This is a genomic window from Psychrobacter sp. S1-30-MNA-CIBAN-0213 (assembly GCF_040309845.1).
Taxonomy (GTDB): Bacteria; Pseudomonadota; Gammaproteobacteria; order Pseudomonadales; family Moraxellaceae; genus Psychrobacter.
On the sequence record NZ_JBEOPE010000009.1, the window covers coordinates 35351 to 57885 of the forward strand.

The window sequence follows — 22535 nt, forward strand, 5'->3', positions numbered from 1 at the left end:
TATAGTCGATTTAGTTTAAAATTTATACCAGCATAACGCTATTTTGAACGTACTTGTTTTATGTTGAACTGACTATAAATATTATATACATAAATAGTAAACAAAATAAAAACCTCCAAATCAGCTACTGACTTGGAGGTTTGTTTTTATATAAGACAATGTATTGAGACGACTTTTTGTATATCAAATACTACATGTAGTTCTCGATACTTGGGCAAGAACACATCAGGTTCTTATCACCATAAGCATCATCGACGCGTGCCACACTTGGCCAGAACTTGTGAGCACGGACATAAGGTAGCGGGAACGCAGCAGTATCACGGCTGTATGGATGCGTCCATTCGCTATCAGTAATCATAGAAGCTGTATGCGGTGCATTGACCAATGGGTTGTCTTCTAGTGTCCAATTATCTTCGCCTGCTTTAGCTTTCATTGCTTCAGCTTTGATAGATTTTAAGGCACTAATAAAGCGATCTAGCTCTTCTTTAGATTCAGACTCTGTTGGTTCAATCATCAACGTACCTGATACTGGGAAGCTCATCGTTGGTGCATGGAAGCCATAATCCATTAAGCGTTTAGCGATATCACTCTCACTGATGCCCGTCTCTTCTTTTAGCGGACGAATATCAATGATACATTCATGCGCGACTTGACCATTTTTACCAGTATATAAAACAGGGTAGTGGTCTTTAAGCTGAGAGGCAACATAGTTGGCATTTAATAGCGCCAGATTGGTTGCTTCAAGCAAGCCATCACGGCCCATCATCGCGATATACATCCACGAGATTGGTAAAATGCTCGCTGAACCATACGGTGCTGCTGATACTGCTGAACAGTCCTTTTGAGCGTTATGGACTGGACTGATGGTATGGTTGGCCATAAATGGTGCCAAATGCGCCTGCATACCGATAGGACCCATGCCAGGACCGCCGCCGCCATGTGGAATACAGAATGTCTTGTGCAAGTTCATATGTAGTACATCTGCACCAACGTCAGCAGGCTGCATGATACCAACCTGAGCGTTCATGTTAGCGCCATCCATGTAGACTTGACCACCATGCTTATGAATAAGGTCACAAATCTTACGGATGCCTTCTTCAAACACGCCATGCGTTGATGGGTAGGTAATCATCAAAGCGCCAAGATTTTTGCTGTGCTCTTCACACTTAGCCGTTAAATCGTCGATATCGACGTTACCGTTATCATCAGTTCTGACCACAACGACTTTCATGCCCATCATCATTGCTGTAGCAGGGTTAGTACCGTGCGCTGATTGAGGAATGAGGCAAACATCGCGGTCAGTTTCACCTAGTGACTCATGATAGCGACGGATAGCAAGAAGACCTGCATATTCACCTGATGCGCCAGAGTTTGGCTGCATAGAAACATCATCGAAACCAGTAATAGCTTTTAGCTGCTCTTGTAAGCTATCGATCATATCGATATAGCCGCTTACTTGGTCACGCGGTGCAAAAGGATGCACGTTTGCAAACTCAGGCCATGTGATAGGTAGCATCTCACTAGTAGCGTTTAGCTTCATTGTACAGCTACCGAGTGGAATCATACTGCGGTTCATCGCCAAATCTTTATCTTCAAGCGACTTTAAATAACGTAGCATTTCATGTTCGGTATGATGCGAGTTAAATACTGGATGCGTTAATATATCATCTGTACGTAAGTGCGCCGCATCTAAAGATACACTGGCCGCTTCAGGTAAGTTATGCGACTTGCTAACGAAAAGCTGAGTTAAGACATTAAAGTCTTTTTCATCACTAATTTCACTAAACGATACACCCAGTTTACTATCGCTCAGACGCCACAGGTTATAGCCAACATTGTCTGCATTTTCAAAGATTTGAGTTGCCATCTTTTCTGAACCGCAATCAACCACAACCATGTCAAAGAATTGCTTATGGACGACATTTAATTGGTTGTCGCTACCTGCATTGCTAATAACATCAGCGAAGGCAGTTGCGAACGCATGAATACGAGTAGCAATACGCTTCACACCGCTTGGGCCATGATAGACGGCATACATGCCAGCAAGGTTGGCAAGCAATACTTGTGAGGTACAGATATTTGAGTTGGCTTTTTCGCGGCGAATATGTTGCTCACGAGTTTGTAGCGCCATACGTAGGGCAGTGTTGCCTTGCGAGTCTTTTGAGACCCCAATGATACGACCAGGTGCTGAACGTTTTGCTTTATCAGAGAAAGCAAAATAGGCAGCGTGTGGACCGCCAAAGCCCATAGGAATACCAAAGCGCTGCGTGCTACCTAATGCAAGGTCTGCACCCATATCAGCAGGTGACTTTAATAACACCAAGCTCATGATATCGCTGACGACTGATGTGTAGGTTTTGTTTTTCTTAACGGCGCTAATAACGTCCGTTAAATCTTTGACATCGCCTTCTTTACCAACATACTGAAATAGTGCACCGAAGTAATCACCAGATTTTGCCAGTTCAAAATCACCAACGATAACTTCCCAACCAAAGTACTTAGCACGGGTATGGATAACGTCTAGCGTTTGTGGGTAGATACGGTCATCAACGAAGAATTGGTTTGATTTGCTTTTGCTCATGCGTTTTGACATTGCCATCGCTTCTGCAGCGGCAGTCGCTTCGTCAAGTAATGAAGCACCAGCAAGCTCAAGTCCAGTCAGATCAATACAAACTTGTTGGAAGTTAAGCAATGCTTCTAGACGACCTTGAGCGATTTCAGCTTGATAAGGCGTGTAAGCAGTATACCAACCTGGATTTTCTAGCACATTACGTTGAATAACGGCTGGCATACGCACAGGCGAGTAACCTTGACCGATATAGCTCTTGTTGACCGTAATGTTATCAGCCATGGCACGTAGTTTGGCAAGGGCTGCATGCTCACTCATCGCGAGCGGCAAGTCTAATTCTTTATGTATGCGTACTGGCTCAGGGACCGTATCATTAATAAAGCTTGCCATGTCGTTATAGCCAATCGCATTTAGCATATCGGCTTGCTTGGTATCGTTAGAACCTAGGTGACGATAAACGAATTCAGTTTCATTAAATAAACCTTTAAAAGTATCAAAGGTAGGTTTTTGAGAATTAGTCATGACAATCCTTAATAGACTGGATAAAAAAGTAATAAGTTAGGATAAAAGGGTAGAGCAAAATTGAGACGGTAACTTTAATTTAATAATCACTAAATCAAGGAAAAGCTATAGGCCGAATCAGGCAATCAGTTAAACATAGTGGACAAACTGGTCTTGGTCAAAGCGGAACTGCGAGTTATAAATACCTTTGTCAGAGCGCTCACCTGCACCAATCATCATGACAACGTGATGATCATCGCTAAGTCCAAGCAGTTTTTTCATCGCAGGCTCGTCAAATCCGCCCATAGGACAGCTATCGAAACCGTGTGCTCGCAGTGCTAGCATCAGATTTTCAGCAGCCAATGCAGTATTATTGGTCGCCCAGTTTTTGATATCTTCAGAAGTATAGTAGGGCGATTTTATCGGACCTTTTACTTGTCTGAATACTTGGGTAGCGCCCCATTTAACTGCAGATACTGTATTCACCGGACCACGTAAAAAGTCTACTGCTACCACCTTGGTGTAGTAGTCTTTGACCTTTTTTGGTACAGGCTTATCAGGGTATTCACGTAAAACTTGCTGAGCATGCTCATGCCAAATATTAGTACGGGCGACAACGGCAATTAAGCGGGCAGATGTTTTTGCTGCATTTTGATTCATACAGTTTTTGACAGCACGTTTGCGGCTATCTGTACTATCAATTACATAAAACTCCCACGGCTGCAAGTTGCTAGAATTTGGCGCTAGCATGGCCAGTCGTAGGCATTCTGCGAGCACACCATCAGGAATAGTGGTATCCGTAAAACGACGTACTGAACGACGTGATTCTATAACTTCACGAAAGGCTTGCAGTTGCGGCGTATAGCTAGGTGTTGCTAGATTAGCTGTTTTATTTCTGTCCACATGAGTACTATGCGTATCGGCTGCATCAGTATGATTGGCGTTAGAATCTGCTTGACTCATATGAGGCTCCAAAACATAGCGTTAGTATAAAGAACTATAAAAATAGGTAATCGTAGCGTGATACGAATAAAGTCATACAACAGTTAGTTTATTCGTTGAATTAGGTTGTCTGTATATTACTAAATATAAGCAGATACCAGCTGACGCTAATATCTGCAGTTTTTGGACAGCTAGTATTATTTACTAGCTTCAATACTTTAGAAGCTTACAGCTCGTTTTGGTACTCTTCAGCCGTTAGTAGCGCTTCGTAGTCATCCATGTTGTCAGGCTTCATTCTAAAGAACCAACCTTCACCGTATGGGTCTGAGTTGATGATTTCAGGATCATCTTCAAGGCTTTCGTTGACTGCGACGACTTCACCTGAGATAGGAGCATAAACGTCAGATGCCGCTTTTACTGATTCTACCACTGAGATTTCATCATCAACGACGATAGTGTCACCAACTTCTGGTAACTCAACGAACACCACGTCACCAAGCAAGTCTTGGGCATGGTCAGTGATACCAACGGTAATAGTACCGTCTTCTTCTAAGCGTAACCATTCATGGCTGGCGATGTATTTTAATTCTGCTGGAACATTGCTCATGGTGTCTCTCCTAAGTGATAGAGGCTGGATAATAAAACATATTAAGAAATCATAAAAGCCAATAATAGGCTGTGGTTAATCGAAGTTATCATTTTGGTCGTTGAAAGTTTCGATTAACCCACAATCAAACAGTATTCGTTAAGCTTAGTCAATATTAAAATCAGTCAAACTGCTGCTTGCCATTGCGTACAAATGGTAACTTAAGGACACGAGCATCTACGAACTTACCTTTACCGCGTAAGTCGATTTGTACTTTATCGTCGTCTGATAAGCTGGCTGGAACGCGTGCGATAGCGATAGAGTTTTTGAGGCTAGGGGAGAACGTACCACTGGTAATGATGCCTTTTTGCTCATTATCTGTGCCCTGATTGATGGTGACTTCCATGCCTTCACGTAAGACGCCACGGGTAGTCAGTAGTAAACCAACTTGCTTCATCGCAGTGCTGTCATCTTTTGCTTGCTGACGTTTGCTAACCATTGCTTCACGGCCAACAAAGTCGCGCTCGTCTTTTAGTGCCAGTGTCCAACCCATGTTGCACTCATAAGGACTGATATTTTCGTCCATATCATGACCATAGAGGTTCATGCCAGCTTCCATACGTAGGGTGTCACGCGCACCAAGGCCAGCAGGTTTAATGCCATTAGCTTTTAACTGTTCAAAGAATGCGGGCGCATCATCAGCATGCATAATGACTTCGACGCCATCTTCGCCAGTGTAGCCAGTACGAGCGACAAACCAATCTTTACCTTCTATATCAGTAAGGTCAGCACCAACAAAGGGCTTAAGCTCGTCAAGAATATCAGCCCAGCTTGGTTTAGCTTGTGCCAGTTTTGCTACTGCATTTGGCCCTTGAACGGCAAGCATAGCAAGATCTGGACGTTCGGTAATAGCAACCTCAAAAGCTTCAGCAACTTTATCAAAGTGAGCGATGTCCTTATCACGGGTACCAGCATTTGACACGATACGATATTCGGTTTCATCCGCATTCATCAAGTAAACAATAAGATCGTCAATGATGCCGCCTTGCTCATTAAGCATAGGCGAGTATAAGGCTTTACCAACGGTTTTTAGTTTATTGACATCGTTTGCTAGTAGTTTTTGTAGCCATGCCTTGCTTTCAGCGCCTTTGACGTCAGCCACTACCATATGTGAGACGTCAAACATCCCAGCATCAGTACGTACTGCCTCATGCTCTTCGATTTGTGAGCCGTAATGAATTGGGAGCTCCCAGCCAGAAAAATCCACCATTTTGCCATCACTATCGACGTGAGACTGATATAGAGGTGTACGTTGAGGAGCTTGGCTATTATTGTCTTGAGAACTAGTATCGGTCATAACAAATCCTTGTGTGTACGTCATCAGTACTTTGTAAAAAGCACGAGGTTGATGAGCGTCGTAACAGTAGCGAGAAGCAAGATTGCAGGGTGCAAACATTGCCACAAAGGGTAACACAAAACATAAAGCAGTGAGCCAAACAGACGCGTAACGTCCGTTTAAGCAAAAGCCCTATCTGTCCTGTGACCTGAGATTTTCAATACGACAGCTGTTTATCAGAGGCTATGCACTCAATATGAGCTCAGAGCGTGTAGTGTCGTATTTTCTCCCCTTCGGTGGGTAAGGCGTCGTCCGTCCTTACCACTCTCCAGATTTGTTATGCCGCTTGTTTATGATTGCAAAATTAAAATAAAAAATGCAAATAAACAGTGGGGGCATGCGTTTTTCAGTCCTTTTACCTGAGCGATTGGCAGGGTAGATGCGCCTTCGGTGGTCGTATGACAGTATGAATAGCGCACAATGAGCGCTCATTTCTGCCAAAAACTCTCTCCTGAAAAACGCTTTTATTATGAAAGGTTCATAGCTGTTTTACAAGTCATCAATTGGATTAATGCCAATAATTTCATAAAAAGTCGTTTTTTTGCTGGTTTTGACCGTCAAATATGCCCTAAATCATGCTCCAAGTCTCATTGATAGTTCAGTCATTACTAATAATAAATGCTAATACAAAATATAAGTAGTAGGGAAAGATAAGGCTGCTTTGTGAAAAAGCTACCACTGAAAGCGAGTATTGATAATAAAGTGAACCATGATAGGCTATAATCCTATTATCCATAAGCATTTTGCATGACTGCTTTAACTTGCAATTTGCTTTAATCTTTAGTGTTAAATAGGTGTTCTATGCATTGTGATATTTATAAATTTCCCAAACATGACGATATGTATGTCTATATCGCGCGTCCCGATTATCCTGATGATACTGATGAAATCAAGGATTGGTTGGGTGTATTGCCAAAAGACTTTCGAGCCAGTTTAGGTATGAGTAAATTCGTTATACATCTGGATTTGGAAACGACGCCAAAGCTTGCCCGCGTCGACAAGGAAGAAGTATTGGCGAAGCTAAAATCACAAGGGTATTTTGTCCAAGTGCCACCGCAAGATGTGATGCGCCGTCAAGCAGAACTGCGCGCTCGCGAGTCTCAGGATAATATTTACGACTAGGTTATGGCTAGGCACTTATAATTCTGCCAGTGAAAACACAAGTAAGGTGATGGTAGCTGATAGTCTAAAACCACTAAATAAGCTACCAAAATCCCACGTAAAAAAGTCTTTGCACAAGAGGCTAATATGCTTTTTGCTATAAAGTCGTGATAAACTAGTCACCTATCAAGCTTGCACGTTAGGGCTGAGTTGCTAATTAATTTAGTGACTAATCAATGACTCTATTGCTAATTACAAACGTAGGTATCTAAACACGCATGGACTGGTTAAAAAGTATCTTAGAAAGCTTACCTCTGGAAAAGCTTAGTGACATTCTTGGTGAGATTGTCATTTGGTGGAGTCAGATGGTCAAAAACGTACCACCCGCCGACCTGCCAATGTACGCTTATCTCGGTGGCTCCATCGTGGTATTACTACTTTGGATTTTGGTCGCACGCATGTTACCGCGTCCATTAGGTGGCATGAGCTGGATGGTATTGTTTGCTGTGCTCTTGGCACCAGGTACTGCACTTAGTGATCCTAGTGTCATAGCGCCCGCAAGCATCAGTGTCGTTTATGCGATTATGATGAAGGATACTGCCACTGCTATTACCAATGCGCTACCAATTCTAGTGGTATTGGTCGTTGGGTTATTCGTTGGTTTTGTCTGGCAGCTTATTCGTGGCGCTTTTGATTCAAGTTTGGACAAAGCGCGTCGCCGTAGTGCTGAAGATGCGCAAGCAAATATGCAACTGGCAACGGGTAATTATATAGAAGAGAAGAATAGTGAGCCATTACCAGTAAACATTCCAGTAACTACCAAGCCTTCAAATAATGATGCTATGAATGCCAAGCAAGAGATTAATTTGAAAAAGCAAAGTTCTAACGATAATATAGATAAGAGGTTAAGTACGACAAAGCCTAGTACACAAGTTGATGATGGTTCGGTTGATTCAGATAAGAAGCTATAGTTAACAACTTACATCAGCTAGCAAGTTTTTTGTAAACTGTAGGAAGTAAAATAAAAGACACCGTTGCGTGTCTTTTTTTATGGCAATACGTTAACTTTAGATTAGCAAAATGCTTAAGATTTGTTAGCTACTGCGAACGCATGAGTATTTGGGCATTAAGAAAGGCTGTGCTAATCTAAACTATTATTTTTTGACATATATCCATATTGATTACAACGACTGAGATTTGACCATGAGCACTGAAAATAAGACTGCAAAACCAAGCTTTACAGGTACTGAGAGTTATATTGCCACCGATGATCTGCAACTGGCAGTCAATGCGGCTATGACATTACAAAAGCCACTGCTAATCAAAGGTGAGCCGGGCACAGGCAAGACCTTACTTGCAGAAGAAGTTGCCAGCAGTTTAAGTATGCCGCTTATTACATGGCATATCAAATCAACGACCAAAGCTGAGCAAGGGCTGTACGAGTACGACGCAGTATCACGCCTACGTGATTCACAATTGGGTGATGACAAGGTGTATGAAATTGGTAACTACATCAAGCCTGGTAAACTTTGGGAAGCTTTTACCAGTAAAGAGCGTAGCGTGCTGCTGATTGATGAAGTAGATAAAGCGGATATTGAGTTTCCAAATGACTTGTTGCATGAGCTTGATAAAATGTCTTTTTATGTCTATGAGACGGGCGAGACCATTACTGCTGAGCAGCGCCCTGTCGTCATTATCACCTCAAACAATGAAAAAGAGCTACCGGATGCATTTTTGCGTCGCTGTTTTTTCCATTATATCGACTTCCCAGAAGAGCAAACCATGCGTCAAATTATTGATGTCCATTTTCCTAATATTCAAGAAAAACTGGTCAATGATGCACTCGATATTTTCTATAAGTTGCGTAATATTCAAGGGCTCAAAAAGCCACCTTCAACCTCAGAGTTGGTCGATTGGTTAACCTTATTGCTGGCTGATAACATGGCACAAGAAGAGCTAGAAGAAAACTTGCGTGGAGAAAAATCTATCCCACCATTATATGGCGCATTGCTTAAGAATGAAGCCGATGTGAACTTATTACAGCGTTTTGCCAATATGATGCGCCGCTGAGGTTAAACATTATGTTTATCAAACTATTTTATACCTTACGTACTTACGGTGTCCCTGTTAGTACACGCGAGCTGCTTGATTTAAATGCTGCACTTGAGCACGGGTTGATGATGCAGCCGCATCCTGAATATCCAGATGACCCAGAGCTACGCGATTTTGCCAGTCGTGAAGATATGTATCGCCTTATTCGTCTGTGTATGGTCAAAGACGAACGTCATTTTGATAAGTTCGATCGGGCAATGGCAGATTATTTTGAAGGAGTCGATAGCTTAGACATTGATGAGTTAATGGCGAAGCTGACGGACGTTCCCAAAGAGTGGCTGGACTTAAAGTTAGATCCAAAAAATCTAACAGAAGAACAGCGGCGATTGCTCAAAAAGTACGGTTCGCTTGAAGAGTTGATGAAGGCTTTAGAAGAGCGTCTCAAAGAGCAAAAAGAGCGGCATCAAGGTGGTAGTAAATGGGTCGGCACCGGTGGCACCTCACCGTTTGGTGCTTATGGTGACCATCCAGAAGGCGTACGCGTGGGCGGAGAGTCACGTAAACGCAGTGCAGCAAAGGTTTGGGAGCAGCGTAAATACCGTAACCTTGACGATGATAGTTTACTTGGCACGCGGCAAATTCAGATGGCACTGCGTAATTTGCGCCAATTTGCACGCACAGGTAGCGCTGACGAGCTAGATATTAATGAAACCATCAAACGTACTGCTAAGAAAGGTGTACTCGATATTCATATGCAGGCTGAGCGTCGCAATCGTGTCAAAGTACTGATGCTATTTGATGTGGGCGGCAGTATGGATATCCATGTTGAAGCATTAGAAAAGTTGTTCTCAGCGGCAAAAAACGAATTTAAAACCTTAGATTTCTTTTACTTTCATAACTGTTTGTATGATTATGTCTGGAAGGATAACAATCGTCGTCATAGTGCGCCTATGCCAACCTTTGAGCTACTAAATAAATATGGTCGCGAGTATCGAGTGATATTCGTTGGTGATGCCTCAATGTCACCTTATGAGCTATTTTCAGTGGGTGGCAGCGTTGAATACATGAATAATGAAGCTGGCGTAGTGTGGTTGAAAAGGGTACTTGACCATTTTGACAAGGTCGCATGGTTGAATCCTGAAACCCCAGCTTATTGGCAATATACCCAGACTATTGGGGAAATCAAAAATTTATTTAATAATAACATGTACCCTATGACACTACATGGAGTGGAAGATATGACAGCCTATTTAGCTCGCTAGCTGTCCATAAATTTTTACTTTTAATAAATTATAAAAACCACTGCTATGAAATAATAGTAGTGGTTTTTTGTATCTAACAGTATCATATTTAATTTAAAGTAATTATAAATTTAGAGCCGCTTAACAACAAATGTTGCTAGAAACAATTGAGTTGAGTAGGGCGATGCTATTTGTCAAGAAAATGTAACTATATAACTATTGACAATTTCAAAATATGGATAGTAATGATTATGTACTAACTGGTTGATAAGATAGGGTTTTCAGCTTCCTAACAATATACCTATATTTGATATGAAACAATGCGAATACGATAAATGAATCTATGTAATTGTTAAAGACTCACTTGTATCCTATATGATTACCTCACTACTTCCTATGCTTAAAAAATTTATCCTCAGATATCAAAAGCACAAATGAATACGAATCTTCAAAGATCTGATATTTAAATATTTATTATGTGTGGGGAGCATGATTGTAAGGTTGATAAGTAGTTGACAGACAGTAGTGTTCATAGGCTTTATTCTATTTAGCACTAAAATAAGATGGAAGGTCATAAATTGATAATTAAGAGGGCTGAGTAATGGAAGACTAACCAAAAATACTGCCTTCATCTATGGACCTACATAACCAAATTCAGCAACTTTTCTCAAATTATTGGCACAAATTCAATCAAATCCCTATCTGTCCCTGATAATAAATGACTTCAAAATCCCGACGAACGGACATTTTTTGCTATTTAGCTGGTAAGCAGTAAGAGTGTTATACAGTTCATTGATTGATATATGACAGGTAAGCTTGCACATTACAGAAAAAACTCTCCAATTAATAATTAATTCTATTGTCTTCTGTGACAATTTTAAGACTCCCAACCAATACGCTGGTTTAAATCTTTAATTATAATCATATATTTGTGTATTTCACTAAGGTGAGTGCAGAGACAAAAGGACCTCAAGGCTATTAAATGCTTGGGGTCTTTTTGTCTTTGTTGGTATTGAATATGGTCGATAATGACTAGTAATTTTGTACTAAAACGAGAATTTAGTTATAAATTTTTTAAAATATTAACAGTTGACTTTGTTGTTAATATGTAAAGATATTGACGAACGGTTGTAAATAACTGTCTAACGGTATTGTTTCTATATATGTATATCCGTTAATATGAATACATATATCCGGAATTATGAATATATATGGAAACAGTAAGTTTACAATACAAAAAGTTTTCGCTTCTTAACGCTTAGTAGCTGGTTACATTTCAACAAAATGTTTCTTCCGTATAAGATTAAGACCCGTTTCATTTTGGTATTTAAGCTCTCTGTAACATAGATTTTGGTTTTGTTCTTTATATCTAATAGGTCTATTTGGGAGTACACATTATGAATCGCAATTATAAAGTCATCTGGAACGACGCCCTACAATGTTTTACAGCCGTTGCTGAAAACGCTAAAGCAAATGGCAAGTCATCTAAGTCTAGCGTAAGTTCTAACGCTTCAAGTGCATCTGCTAACAAGCTGACAGCAGGTGCTTATAGCTTACGCCTTAGTGCATTACGTTCGGGGTTATTTGCGGTAGGTCTAACAGGTTTGGCAATCGGCATGTCTTCACAAGCCATTGCTGCAGTAGGGGTAAGCGGCGGTATAGGTAATGGTACAGCTGTTTCCAATTCCGAATGTACTAATGTCAGTCAAGCAAATTCAGGCACTAATAAAGAAAATATCGCTATTGGTTGCGCATCCTCTACTGATGATATTGGATATCAAATCGCTGATCGTGGCAATCCTTATTATACCAACAATGTGGCTAATGCCAGTACCGTTGATGCAAATGCTACCCAAGCTTATACACCAGAGAGAATGAACGCAGGCTCGGTCGCCATAGGTACGGGAGCACGCACTGAAGGTGCATTGGGATTAGCAATAGGTGAATATGCAAAAACCACTGGCACTGCTGGCGTTGCTATAGGTGTCGGCTCTTTATCCGAAGGCAATACTGCTTTAGCGATAGGACGACAATCTGTTGCTACAGGTAATTATTCGCAAGCCATGGGTAACGTTGCTGCCGCAACAGGCACAGGCTCGTTAGCTGTAGGTCATTCTGCAACTGCAACTGGATATCGTGGTATCGCTATTGGTTCTGCTGATATCGAAAATGCCTCTACAGTTTCTGGACAGCAAGGTGCTGCTTATCAATCTGTGCAGCAAACTAAAGCATCTGGTAGAGACTCTATTGCGCTTGGTAGCGGCGCACAAGCGACCACTGAGGGTTCAGTGGCGATTGGTACCAATTCGAATACCTTGGCTAATGCGAACAGTGTCACAAGCGCTACTATAAATGGCGTAACTTTTGGCAACTTTGCTGGGGCAACTAATATCGCAGCAGGTGATCAGGTATCTGTTGGCGCTGCGGGTCAAGAGCGTCAAGTGAAAAACGTTGCGGCGGGCAATGTAACGGCGACCAGCACTGATGCTATCAATGGCAGCCAGCTTTTCTCAGTTGCAGATACGTTGAACACAGATATTACTGATAATAGAAATAATATTACTAATAATACGACTAACATTACCAATAATACCACTAGCATCAATCAGGGTATTAACTTCGGAAATGGCGTTACAGCTAATAATTTTGTATTAGGTGCCACTATTGCCGTTACTGGTGATGGAAATATAACGCCAGTGACCACAGCCAATGGTGTGCAACTTCAATTGAACAGAGACTTAGCTTTAGACAGCGTCACTACTGGCAACACCCTTGTTAATAATGACGGTGTTATTCTGACTGGCGGTTCTAATCAAACTATTAGACTGAGCAACAATGGTCTAAACAATGGCGGTAACAAAATCACTAATGTTGCTAGAGCTACAGATGGCACAGATGCGGTTAACTTTGATCAATTAAATGAAGTCAGAAACAGTGCTGCTGCTAAAAGCACAGTTACGCAAGGCAAAAACATTGTTGTAACTTCAACCGCTAATGAAGATGGCTCAACTAATTATCAAGTGGCCACTGCAGATGAACTCGATGTTACTAGTGTTACCGCTGGTAATAGCACTCTAAACAATGAAGGTCTGGGTATTGATGATGGTACAGGTAATACAGCGACTGTGACCGCAAGTGGCACTACAGTAACCAATGCTGCTGGTGATTCAACTAGCTACGGTGCAAACGGCTTTACGGCTAGTGATAACGCTGGTAACAGTACTGTTGTTAATCAAACGGGCGTAAGCTTTACTAATAGCGATGGCGCTACTGGACCTAGTATTACTGCAGGTGGTATTAATGCAGGCGGTACCGTAATTACTAACGTTGCAAGTGGCGGCGATATCGCTACCAATGCCGCTAACATCGGTGATATACAAGCAGCTGCTGCTGGCTCTAGAACTGAAGTTGCTGCTGGTACTAACATCACTAATGTGGTTAAAACCACAGGTGAAAATGGACAAGATATCTATACCGTTAATGCGAATGGTGCCAGCGTTTCTGGTTCTAGTGCAGTGACCGTAACAGCTGGTAATAAAAATGCCGCTAACGTTACTGACTATGCTGTAGATCTCAGTCAGGCCAGTAAAGATAGCTTAGTGAAAGCAGATAGTGCCATGCAAACAGTCGTTACTCAGATTGATGGTAATAATGTCAAGACTGTTAACCAAGCAAACAATACGGCTAACTTTGTCACCGGAAATAACATTGTCCTGAGTAATGACAATGGTGGTATTAGAGTAGCTACTGCCGAAAATATAGTAGTGACTAGTATTAAAGCTGGCAATACGACGCTTGATAGCAATGGTCTGGATAATGGTGGCAATACAATTACTAATGTCGCCGCTGGTGTTAATCCTACTGATGCTGTAAACGTGAGTCAGCTTGATACTGTCGATAGAGCAATTAATGGTGAGCTTGTGACTATTGACAGAAACGTTAATAATTTAGGCTATAGAATTGGTGAGGTTGAAGACAATGCCAATGCTGGTATCTCAGCCGCGATGGCGATGTCATCATTGCCACAAGCTTACATCGCAGGTAAGTCGATGGTAGGTGGTGGTATTGCCTCATATAACGGCGAAAGCGCAGTTGCTATCGGTGTCTCAAGAGTCTCTGATAACGGTCGCTGGGTGATGAAAATAAATGGTACAGCCGATACTCAAGGTAATGCTGGCGGTGCTATCGGTGCAGGCTTCCATTTCTAATCCAATCAAACGCATTATGACAATGTCTGTACTCGGGCAGATATTGTCAAATCACTCATGACACATTAAGGAATAAAAAATGAACTTATCTATTTATCGCCACGGATTGTTGGCTACTGCTCTTTTATTTGCTGTAACTGGCTGTACTTGGCATGTCAGTCCGGGCGCTCAGCATGGCTCTGTTAATCCTGATGATTTGGTATTCCCTGATCAAAGTTCAGCATGGCAAAGAGAAGGCAAAATCGTTGAGCAAAATGATGTTGCCAAAATTAAAGTCGGTACTACTAAAAACGAGATTTACAAACTGATTGGTACTCCACACTTCCAAGAAGGCTTCAATGCTCGCGAATGGGATTATATCCTTAAATTCTATGATGCCAATCAAAATGTAGAAACTTGCCGTTATAAAGTCATTTTCGATGACAGTTATGAAGGTGTGCTTCGTAGAGATGAGTTTTTTGCAACTGAGACTTATTGGCAGCCTGCGTCATGTGCTAAGTATTCACAATTTACTAGATAGTTTGACTTAATAGTAAACGTTGAATAATAAAAAAAGAACAAGGCATCTAGTGTCTTGTTCTTTTTTTCTGAATATAGGGTAAGAAAATCTATTGTTTAAAAAATAGAGATTTATAAATAATTTTCTAAGCTTTAATTTTACTAAGCTCTGAAAACCAACATAAGAAAAGAGGCATCTATAACCATATTAAAGCTTATTTTCTGAAATGAAAATATCGTTGTGTTTAAATACTTCTTTCACCTATATATTTTTTCAATTTAACACCTTAAGTACCTGAGTAATAAGTCACTCTGTTATCACGTAAGAATCCAGCCAAGCCCAAGCTATAACGCTCGGCGACACGAACGGCGGTACTGGTAGGGGCGGACATACCAACTAACCAAGGTATACGACCACGAATGGATTTCTGCACCAGCTCGATTGATAAGCGTGAAGTCATAAGGACGCATTCAACCTCCGTCTTGTTGCGCAGTTGCCAGCCGATAAGTTTATCGAGCGCGTTGTGACGTCCTACATCTTCAAACAAATATAATTGTTGGTTATACATCGTTGCGGCGGCATGTACGGCACCTGTCAACTGATGTGTATGTTGCATGGCATCGACTTGTTGCCGTATTTCTAATAGATAGCTAAGGCTTGGAGTATTTGCTTTGACCTGTTGCATGTCTTGACGATAAGCACTCAAGTCGGGCAGTGCCTGCGTTAGTCCAGTGATACCACACATACCGCAACCTGTACGCCCTGCGAGCTGCCGCTTTTGTGCTTGGATACGCTGATGACAGCGTTGGTTTAGCACCAGCTCTACCACATAAATATCGTAATCTTGCAGTGATATTAAGCTTTGCTCAAATGCTTCAAATTCAAGACTTTCATTCATAGGGTTTTTTACATGCGAATCCTGCCCAAACGAATCTTGCGTAAACTTTTGATAACTTGCGATATCTGTAAGCTGGGTAACCTCCCAATCAAGCAGCTCATGACTGTGCTGAATTAAGCCTTCACTAAATAAGAATCCAACAGCTAAATATTCTAGCTGGTGAGGACTTGCCATCAATACCGCATAGTGAATACCGTTAATAACGATAGCAACCGCAGCTTCCACTGCTAAGCTAGCTGACTGGGAGTCAACTCTGATTTGATCAGTACTAGTCTGAGCAACACTGGTCCCAGCAATACTATGATGACCATACTTATCTGACGGATAATAATGCTTTTGCGCTAAATGATTACGCGCAAGTGGTGCCGCAGATAATTCTATAGTTTCTGAAATTTTATTTGCCAATTTATTATTTACTAAGAATTGATCGCTATATTTCGCGTCAGTTTCAGCATTGCTTTCAGCTATCATGATGGCTCGTTATATCTTATGGGCATTGACATAGTTATTACCGTTTTCCTTTTAAATATATTCATAACTCAATCATTATCTCACGCTTACTATGCAGGGTCGGCTATGCCAGCGTTTGCATCAACACGTTGCAGAACAACGGTCGTTGATTTATAAGCTGGTATGTGGGAGTCTGGCGCATGCGTGTCTAAATCAAATAAATCATTACACTCAGGGTAGTAAGTTGCGACGGCGTTGGATGCGATATCCATCTCAGTCAATACTAAAGGCCCTAATGTACGTGGTTTATCTGTGCCGTCTGTAATGTTTGAGCTATTTGAGCTGGCTTGACGCGATACCACAACATGGTCACCTTCTTGCCAACCTAAACGGCTCATCTCATCAGGATGCATAAATAGCACATCACGGCGATTGGTTTGGCGATAGCGGTCTTGATAACCAAATATCATAGTATTGAATTGGTCATGGCTACGGACACTGGTCAATTGCCAGATTTTTTGCTCATTATCTTGCGTGCTATCGATATTGTTATCTTCTCTCGCATTGTCTATAAGGGCTGAGGTTGTCTCTGCCATCTGTGCTGCCACATAAGTAATCGGATATTGTGGGACTTCAAATTGTGCTTTGCCACTGTCTGTATTCCACACGCGATGGCGCGCTGGATGATATAAATGAAAGCCACGCTCAGCCGCGCGAATACGCTCGTTAAAGTTCTCAAATCCATCAATCGCTTGTGCGACATAATCACGAATGATATCAAAGTCTTCACTCATTGCTTGCCAAGGGATAGATGAGTCAACGCCAAGCACGTGAGTAGCAATATCTGCCACAATCTGCGCTTCCGACTTTAACGTATCACTAACAGGTTTAAGGTTGCCTTGAGTAGGTACAATCTGACACATAGAATCTTCGATAGTGGCAAACTGCTCACCTTTAGCGGTGATTATGCGTTCGGTACGACCTAAGCAAGGTAAGATGAGGTTATTTGCGCCCGGATACAGCATGGTTTCATTCAGCTTAGTTCCTACAAAAATATTGAGCTGAGTCGTGGTCAAGGCTTGTTGAATGGCACTGCTATCAGGCGCGGCAACAGCATAATTACCGCCCATACTCATAAAGACTTTAAGCTTGCCGGCAATTAATGCCTTGGCACCAGCCACCACATCAAAACCGTCTTCTTGCGGCATTGGCCGCTCAAAAACGCGCTCAAGGCTATCAAGCAGAGCTTGACCGGGACGTTCATGAATGCCCATGGTGCGATCGCCTTGCACATTGGAGTGTCCACGCACTGGGGAAGCGCCTGCACCATCAATCCCAATCATACCCATCAATAGTAACAGGTTAGTAATCATCGCCACATTGTCATCACCTTGCACATGCTGGGTGATGCCCATACCCCAAGTACAAATCGTCGCTGGACTATTAGCAACCAGCTTTGCGATATTAATAATTTCTGTTTGAACAATACCGCAACCAAGCTCGATATCCACCCATGACTGTTCTGTCAGCCACTGTTTTAATGGCTCAAAACCTGACGTATGCGTCGCAATAAAATCGTTATTAATTTTATCGTTCTCAATCAGCCATTTTGCAATACCAGTCAACAGCGCAGTATCGCCACCGATTTGAATTTGAATGACATCGTCGACCATATCATCACTTTGACCTGCCGCCATATGCGTGGGCTTTTGCGGATTTCTAAATTTACTTAAGCCTTGTTCACGCATAGGATTTATCGAGATGATTCGACAGCCTTGCTCATGAGCATGGGCGAGCATTTCAAGCATGCGTGGGTGGTTAGTCGCAGGATTTTGACCAAACATTAATATCAGTTTGGCTTGCTCAAAATCTTCTAACATCACCGTCGCTTTGCCGACGCCCAGCTGTTTACCGAGCATCACTGAGGTTGGCTCGTGACACATGTTTGAGCAATCTGGTAAATTATTGGTACCAAAACAGCGCACAAACAATTGATACATAAAGGCTGGCTCATTAGTTACACGGCCCGAGGTATAAAATAGCGCCTCGTCTGGCGAATCAAGCTGTGCTAACTGCTCAGCGATACGCTTGTAAGCAGCTTCCCAAGAAATCGGTACATAGCGGTCTCGGGTCGCATCATAATATACGGGCTCTGATAAGCGCCCACTATGTTCAAGCTCGTAGCCAGACCATCCTTGTAGCTCGGTTACCGTATGCCGTGCAAAGAATTGTGCATCTGCCTTTTTTGACATGGTTTCACTAGCGATAACTTTAATGCCGTTTTCGCAGACATCAATCATCTTATGTGATTTATGATCTGGCCAAGCGCAGCCTGGACAATCGAATCCGCCTTTAGGCTGGTTGCTTTTTAGCACACTTAAACTACCACGCAAGAGAGTCTGATAATCCATCAATTTACGAGTAGAGGAAATCAGCGCAGGCCAACCGGCAGCAGGGTGGGAATAAACAGGAATTTTGCGCATAACAGACCTCAAAGGTAAATGGCAGCAAATAAGCTTTATATAACAACTATATAATGGCTAGCGAAAAGTTTGTAGAAGCATTAACTATAGATAACAAAAAACCTTCAAGAAAAGAGTGTTTTCTTGAAGGTTTATAATTTGATTGGCAACTAATACATCTCTTGCGAAAATAGCAGCCGTTGGGTTATTTAACTCAAAATCAAGCTGTCATCTTCAACTTTCTCACCGCGCGTTTGCTCAAACATATCAAGTAAGTCATGCACAGTCATATCTTTACGTATGTCACCAGCGACATCTAATACCACTTGTCCTTGATGCAGCATCACTGTACGCGTGCCATGCGCTAATGCTTGTTGCATTGAGTGCGTGACCATCATGGTAGTAAGTTCATTATCAGTCACAATTTTATCCGTTAGCTCTAAAACAAAAGCGGCAGTTTTAGGGTCAAGAGCAGCAGTATGCTCATCAAGCAATAAAATCTTAGAGGGTTGTAATGATGCCATCAGTAGGCTCACTGCTTGACGTTGCCCGCCAGATAATAACCCCATACGGTCGGTCAAACGATTTTCTAAGCCTAACTTTAGTACTGATAACTTTTCTCGAAACAAATCACGGTTATTCTGATTTAGTGCAAAGCTCAGACCGCGTTTACCACCGCGCTTATAGGCCAATGCCATATTTTCTTCAATGGTTAGCGCTTCACAGGTGCCAGCCATTGGATCTTGGAATACGCGGGCGACCCAATGAGCACGTTGATGCGCTGTTTTTTTGGTGACATCAATACCGTTTAATAAGATTGAGCCACTATCAACACGCGTAGTACCACTTACTGCGTTTAGAAAAGTTGATTTACCCGCGCCATTAGTACCAATAACAGTCACAAATTCGCCATCAGCGATGTTTAAATTAATACCACGGAGGGCAGGGTTTTCGATAGGCGTGCCCGGGTTAAAGGTCAACCGTAAATCTGTGGCTTGCATCATAATCGTTATTCCTTATTGTCTCTTCAAGCTTATTACAGTTTTTTACCGCCTGCTTTGACTGTCATTGAACGCGAACTTTACGAGATAAAAACTTAGTTTTTGCTTTTGGCAATACCAGTGCTAATACCACAAGTAGGGCAGTAATCAAGTTCAAATCTTGCGGGCCAAAGCCAATACTACGCAGCGTATCGCTCGATAGCGCGACCTGAATAAATAGCTTATATAGTACCGCACCAACGATTACAGCAAAGGTAATCAGCCAAATACGCTTGGCAGGGATGATGGTCTCCCCAATGATGACTGCTGCTAGACCAATGACAATCGTACCGATACCGATAGAGATATCTGCACCACCTTGGGTCTGTACGAACAGCGCGCCTGCTAGAGCAATTAGGCCGTTAGAGACGGCCATACCGATGATGGTCATCCAAGAGGTGTTAATGCCTTGCGCTTGGGCCATACGGAGGTTTGAACCAGTTGCACGCATGGATAAGCCAGTTTCAGTGCTATAAAACCAATCTAAGAATAGCTTGGCAAGCAATATGACCACACCAATGATAAGGCAACGCATCCAATAGCCATTTTCGTCATTGACCAAAGTGCTAAATACTGTGGTTTCACCTAACAACGGCAAGTTGGGCGCGCCCATGATGCGTAGGTTGACAGAATATAGCGCGACCATGACTAAGATGCTGGCAAGCAGTTGCAGGATGCCAAGTTTGACATGCAACCATGCAGTAACGATACCGGCGACTGAACCTGCTAGCATACCAAAAGCGCATGCCAACCATGGGTTGACACCAGCGACGATAGAGATGCCAGCGACGGCGCCACCTAATGGAAAACTACCATCAGCCGTCAAATCAGGAAAATCGAGCGTACGAAATGAGATGAGCACACCAAGTGCTACTAGGCCGTAAATTAGACCGCTTTCAAGCGCGCCAAAAAAAGCAATTAGAGACATAAGATATCAGTAAGTCATAACCAAGCGTTTAGTAAATAACATTCTATTTATTAATTCATAGAGTAAGTGGCTTATACCAGCGCGCTCTTATCTATAAACTTATAAGTCAATTTTAGCTAAACGGCTAAGCGGTGAATTTAACAGATTAAGCAATCTGCGGTTAGGGTAAACCAAAACATGTCACGATGAAAAGCTATCATAAGCTACCTTGGTTCAAAGCTTTGGTTCAAGATATCGCAAAATTTAGATGCTATGTTAAGTTAAGTGCTATGTAAATACTAAAGTTCTAAGCAAATACCTCAGTACTTATAAGTGCTTTATAAGTACTGAGCTAAATAAAAGCATTTAAACAACCTTTACTGCAACAATAGCTTTTTAAACAATAGCCTCTTAAATAAGAAGCCCAGCCTACTAATTCATAGCTGGGTTTCTTATGTTAAACATTTAGCTTCATCGCATAAAGGTAGCTGGCGGCTGACACGCAATCTATCAAACTCGGTATCTATATTATGATTGCTATGATGAGCCAACTATAAAAAAAGTGCGTTATTCTACCACTTCTTTTGCTTTATCGATAACCGCTTGTGGCAAAGTAATGCCTTGTTCTTTGGCATGGTTTGGACTAACGTATAGATCCAACATTTGCGGCGTATAGACAGGAATGGTGCCTGCTTTTTCGCCATTCAAAATACGTACAACGATTTTACCAGTTTCGCGGCCAAGATCGTAATAGTTTACGCCTAAGGCAGCAATGGCACCGCGCTCAACTGAACTGGTATCTGAGGCAATCAGTGGGATTTTGCTCTCTTTAGCGACTTGATATAGTGATTCGTAGGCCGATACGACGTTGTTATCGGTTGAGGTATAGATCATATCAACCTTACCTTCGAGGCTACGGGCGGCCATCGCAATATCAGTACTACGCTGGGCAGGCGCTTCGAGTACGTTGATACCTAGTGGTGTCAGTTTTTCTTTTAAGTTTTTCAAGATAATCGTTGAGTTGACTTCGCCTGGGCTATAAACATAACCGACATTTTTTAAGCTAGGAATGATTTGACGCATCAATTCAATTTGTGGCTCATAAGGTAGTGCATCAGAGCCACCAGTGACATTGGTGCCAGAGCCATCTAGTTTTGTGACTAGTTTGGCTGCGACTGGGTCAGTGACTGCTGAAAATACTAGTGGGATACTGCTAGTCGCAGCAGCTACTGACTGCGCTGATGGAGTGCCGATCGCGATGATAACGTCTGCATTGTCTGCAACGAATTGCTTGGCAATCTGTCCCGCCGTGGCAGTATTGCCCTGTGCACTTTGGAAGTTGACCGTTAAGTTTTCACCGTCTTTAAAGCCGGCATCATTTAGCTCATCGATGACACCTTTACGGACATCATCTAGCGCTGGATGTTCTACAATAGCAGTGATAGCGACCGTCTTCATAGCTACTGCGGCATCGCCAGTAGCAGCCACGTCAGTAGTGCTAGTATCTTGTGCTGACTGATTACAACCAGTCAAGATAGCAGTACAAACGCCGCCTAATAATAGCGCTTTACTAAAATTGAAATGACCAAAACGATTTTGATACAACATGGGTCTTACTCCTAAAATAATAGTGTGTCCATACACTATATAAATAATTAACGTGCTAATTGATAGCTTACTACT

15 protein-coding genes and 2 riboswitches are annotated in these 22535 nt (G+C 42.2%); of the genes, 6 read left to right on the forward strand and 9 right to left on the reverse strand.

All coding sequences use genetic code 11. From position 1 onward, the window contains the following. Positions 1 to 190 precede the first annotated feature (190 nt). From gcvP to gcvT, 4 genes are all read right to left on the reverse strand, one after another. On the reverse strand, positions 191 to 3091 hold the full coding sequence (gene gcvP / locus AAEY87_RS09710; protein ID WP_068036551.1) for an aminomethyl-transferring glycine dehydrogenase: 2901 nt from the start codon (positions 3089 to 3091) through the stop codon (positions 191 to 193). A 129-nt stretch (positions 3092 to 3220) separates the two neighbouring features. Beyond that, positions 3221 to 4033 (reverse strand): nitroreductase family protein, encoded by an 813-nt coding sequence (locus tag AAEY87_RS09715; protein WP_350657027.1) that lies wholly within the window; start codon positions 4031 to 4033, stop codon positions 3221 to 3223. Between the two features lie 205 nt (positions 4034 to 4238). Beyond that, positions 4239 to 4619 carry a glycine cleavage system protein GcvH gene (gcvH, locus tag AAEY87_RS09720; protein WP_068036548.1) on the reverse strand — a complete coding sequence of 127 codons (381 nt, stop codon included), beginning with the start codon at positions 4617 to 4619 and terminating at the stop codon, positions 4239 to 4241. A gap of 160 nt (positions 4620 to 4779) precedes the next feature. Then, complete coding sequence (gcvT, locus tag AAEY87_RS09725; protein ID WP_350657028.1) at positions 4780 to 5955, reverse strand: glycine cleavage system aminomethyltransferase GcvT; 1176 nt, start codon at positions 5953 to 5955, stop codon at positions 4780 to 4782. 165 nt (positions 5956 to 6120) lie between these two features. After that, positions 6121 to 6276: riboswitch (glycine riboswitch) on the reverse strand. A 55-nt stretch (positions 6277 to 6331) separates the two neighbouring features. Next, positions 6332 to 6458: riboswitch (glycine riboswitch) on the reverse strand. A 337-nt stretch (positions 6459 to 6795) separates the two neighbouring features. Here gcvT and AAEY87_RS09730 point away from each other — a divergent pair. The 6 genes from AAEY87_RS09730 (at position 6796) to AAEY87_RS09755 (ending at position 15116) form a co-directional block, all read left to right on the forward strand. Next, positions 6796 to 7116: a YcgL domain-containing protein gene (locus AAEY87_RS09730; protein WP_068036543.1), complete on the forward strand. Its 321-nt coding sequence runs from the start codon at positions 6796 to 6798 to the stop codon at positions 7114 to 7116. A 257-nt stretch (positions 7117 to 7373) separates the two neighbouring features. After that, positions 7374 to 8066: a hypothetical protein gene (locus AAEY87_RS09735; protein WP_227514045.1), complete on the forward strand. Its 693-nt coding sequence runs from the start codon at positions 7374 to 7376 to the stop codon at positions 8064 to 8066. Positions 8067 to 8298: 232 nt separating this feature from the next. Further along, positions 8299 to 9165 (forward strand): AAA family ATPase, encoded by an 867-nt coding sequence (locus AAEY87_RS09740; RefSeq protein WP_350657029.1) that lies wholly within the window; start codon positions 8299 to 8301, stop codon positions 9163 to 9165. A gap of 11 nt (positions 9166 to 9176) precedes the next feature. After that, entirely contained in the window at positions 9177 to 10409 is a 1233-nt protein-coding gene (locus AAEY87_RS09745) for a vWA domain-containing protein (RefSeq protein WP_350657030.1), read from the forward strand. Positions 10410 to 11785: 1376 nt separating this feature from the next. Further along, entirely contained in the window at positions 11786 to 14596 is a 2811-nt protein-coding gene (locus AAEY87_RS09750) for a YadA family autotransporter adhesin (protein WP_350657031.1), read from the forward strand. A 79-nt stretch (positions 14597 to 14675) separates the two neighbouring features. Continuing rightward, positions 14676 to 15116, forward strand: coding sequence for an outer membrane protein assembly factor BamE (locus tag AAEY87_RS09755; protein ID WP_068036533.1), 441 nt, complete (start codon positions 14676 to 14678; stop codon positions 15114 to 15116). Between the two features lie 265 nt (positions 15117 to 15381). Here AAEY87_RS09755 and AAEY87_RS09760 read toward each other — a convergent pair whose 3' ends face one another. The 5 genes from AAEY87_RS09760 to AAEY87_RS09780 all read right to left on the reverse strand — a co-directional run bounded on the left by AAEY87_RS09760 (position 15382) and on the right by AAEY87_RS09780 (position 22460). Beyond that, entirely contained in the window at positions 15382 to 16464 is a 1083-nt protein-coding gene (locus tag AAEY87_RS09760) for a formate dehydrogenase accessory sulfurtransferase FdhD (RefSeq protein ID WP_350657032.1), read from the reverse strand. An 89-nt stretch (positions 16465 to 16553) separates the two neighbouring features. After that, the gene (locus tag AAEY87_RS09765) at positions 16554 to 18926 is read right to left on the reverse strand and encodes an FdhF/YdeP family oxidoreductase (RefSeq protein WP_350657033.1); all 2373 of its coding nucleotides are present in this window, start codon (positions 18924 to 18926) and stop codon (positions 16554 to 16556) included. 188 nt (positions 18927 to 19114) lie between these two features. Next, positions 19115 to 19909 carry an ABC transporter ATP-binding protein gene (locus tag AAEY87_RS09770; RefSeq protein WP_068036530.1) on the reverse strand — a complete coding sequence of 265 codons (795 nt, stop codon included), beginning with the start codon at positions 19907 to 19909 and terminating at the stop codon, positions 19115 to 19117. Between the two features lie 61 nt (positions 19910 to 19970). Beyond that, positions 19971 to 20873, reverse strand: a complete 903-nt coding sequence (locus AAEY87_RS09775) for an ABC transporter permease (protein WP_068036528.1) — start codon at positions 20871 to 20873, stop codon at positions 19971 to 19973. Between the two features lie 546 nt (positions 20874 to 21419). Then, the gene (locus tag AAEY87_RS09780) at positions 21420 to 22460 is read right to left on the reverse strand and encodes an ABC transporter substrate-binding protein (protein WP_350657034.1); all 1041 of its coding nucleotides are present in this window, start codon (positions 22458 to 22460) and stop codon (positions 21420 to 21422) included. Positions 22461 to 22535: the final 75 nt, after the last annotated feature.

Coding starts and splice junctions, on each gene's coding strand:
- gcvP (WP_068036551.1), bottom strand. CDS start 3,091: ATGACTAATTCTCAAAAACCTACCTTTGATACTTTTAAAGGTTTATTT.
- AAEY87_RS09715 (WP_350657027.1), bottom strand. CDS start 4,033: ATGAGTCAAGCAGATTCTAACGCCAATCATACTGATGCAGCCGATACG.
- gcvH (WP_068036548.1), bottom strand. CDS start 4,619: ATGAGCAATGTTCCAGCAGAATTAAAATACATCGCCAGCCATGAATGG.
- gcvT (WP_350657028.1), bottom strand. CDS start 5,955: ATGACCGATACTAGTTCTCAAGACAATAATAGCCAAGCTCCTCAACGT.
- AAEY87_RS09730 (WP_068036543.1), top strand. CDS start 6,796: ATGCATTGTGATATTTATAAATTTCCCAAACATGACGATATGTATGTC.
- AAEY87_RS09735 (WP_227514045.1), top strand. CDS start 7,374: ATGGACTGGTTAAAAAGTATCTTAGAAAGCTTACCTCTGGAAAAGCTT.
- AAEY87_RS09740 (WP_350657029.1), top strand. CDS start 8,299: ATGAGCACTGAAAATAAGACTGCAAAACCAAGCTTTACAGGTACTGAG.
- AAEY87_RS09745 (WP_350657030.1), top strand. CDS start 9,177: ATGTTTATCAAACTATTTTATACCTTACGTACTTACGGTGTCCCTGTT.
- AAEY87_RS09750 (WP_350657031.1), top strand. CDS start 11,786: ATGAATCGCAATTATAAAGTCATCTGGAACGACGCCCTACAATGTTTT.
- AAEY87_RS09755 (WP_068036533.1), top strand. CDS start 14,676: ATGAACTTATCTATTTATCGCCACGGATTGTTGGCTACTGCTCTTTTA.
- AAEY87_RS09760 (WP_350657032.1), bottom strand. CDS start 16,464: ATGATAGCTGAAAGCAATGCTGAAACTGACGCGAAATATAGCGATCAA.
- AAEY87_RS09765 (WP_350657033.1), bottom strand. CDS start 18,926: ATGCGCAAAATTCCTGTTTATTCCCACCCTGCTGCCGGTTGGCCTGCG.
- AAEY87_RS09770 (WP_068036530.1), bottom strand. CDS start 19,909: ATGATGCAAGCCACAGATTTACGGTTGACCTTTAACCCGGGCACGCCT.
- AAEY87_RS09775 (WP_068036528.1), bottom strand. CDS start 20,873: ATGTCTCTAATTGCTTTTTTTGGCGCGCTTGAAAGCGGTCTAATTTAC.
- AAEY87_RS09780 (WP_350657034.1), bottom strand. CDS start 22,460: ATGTTGTATCAAAATCGTTTTGGTCATTTCAATTTTAGTAAAGCGCTA.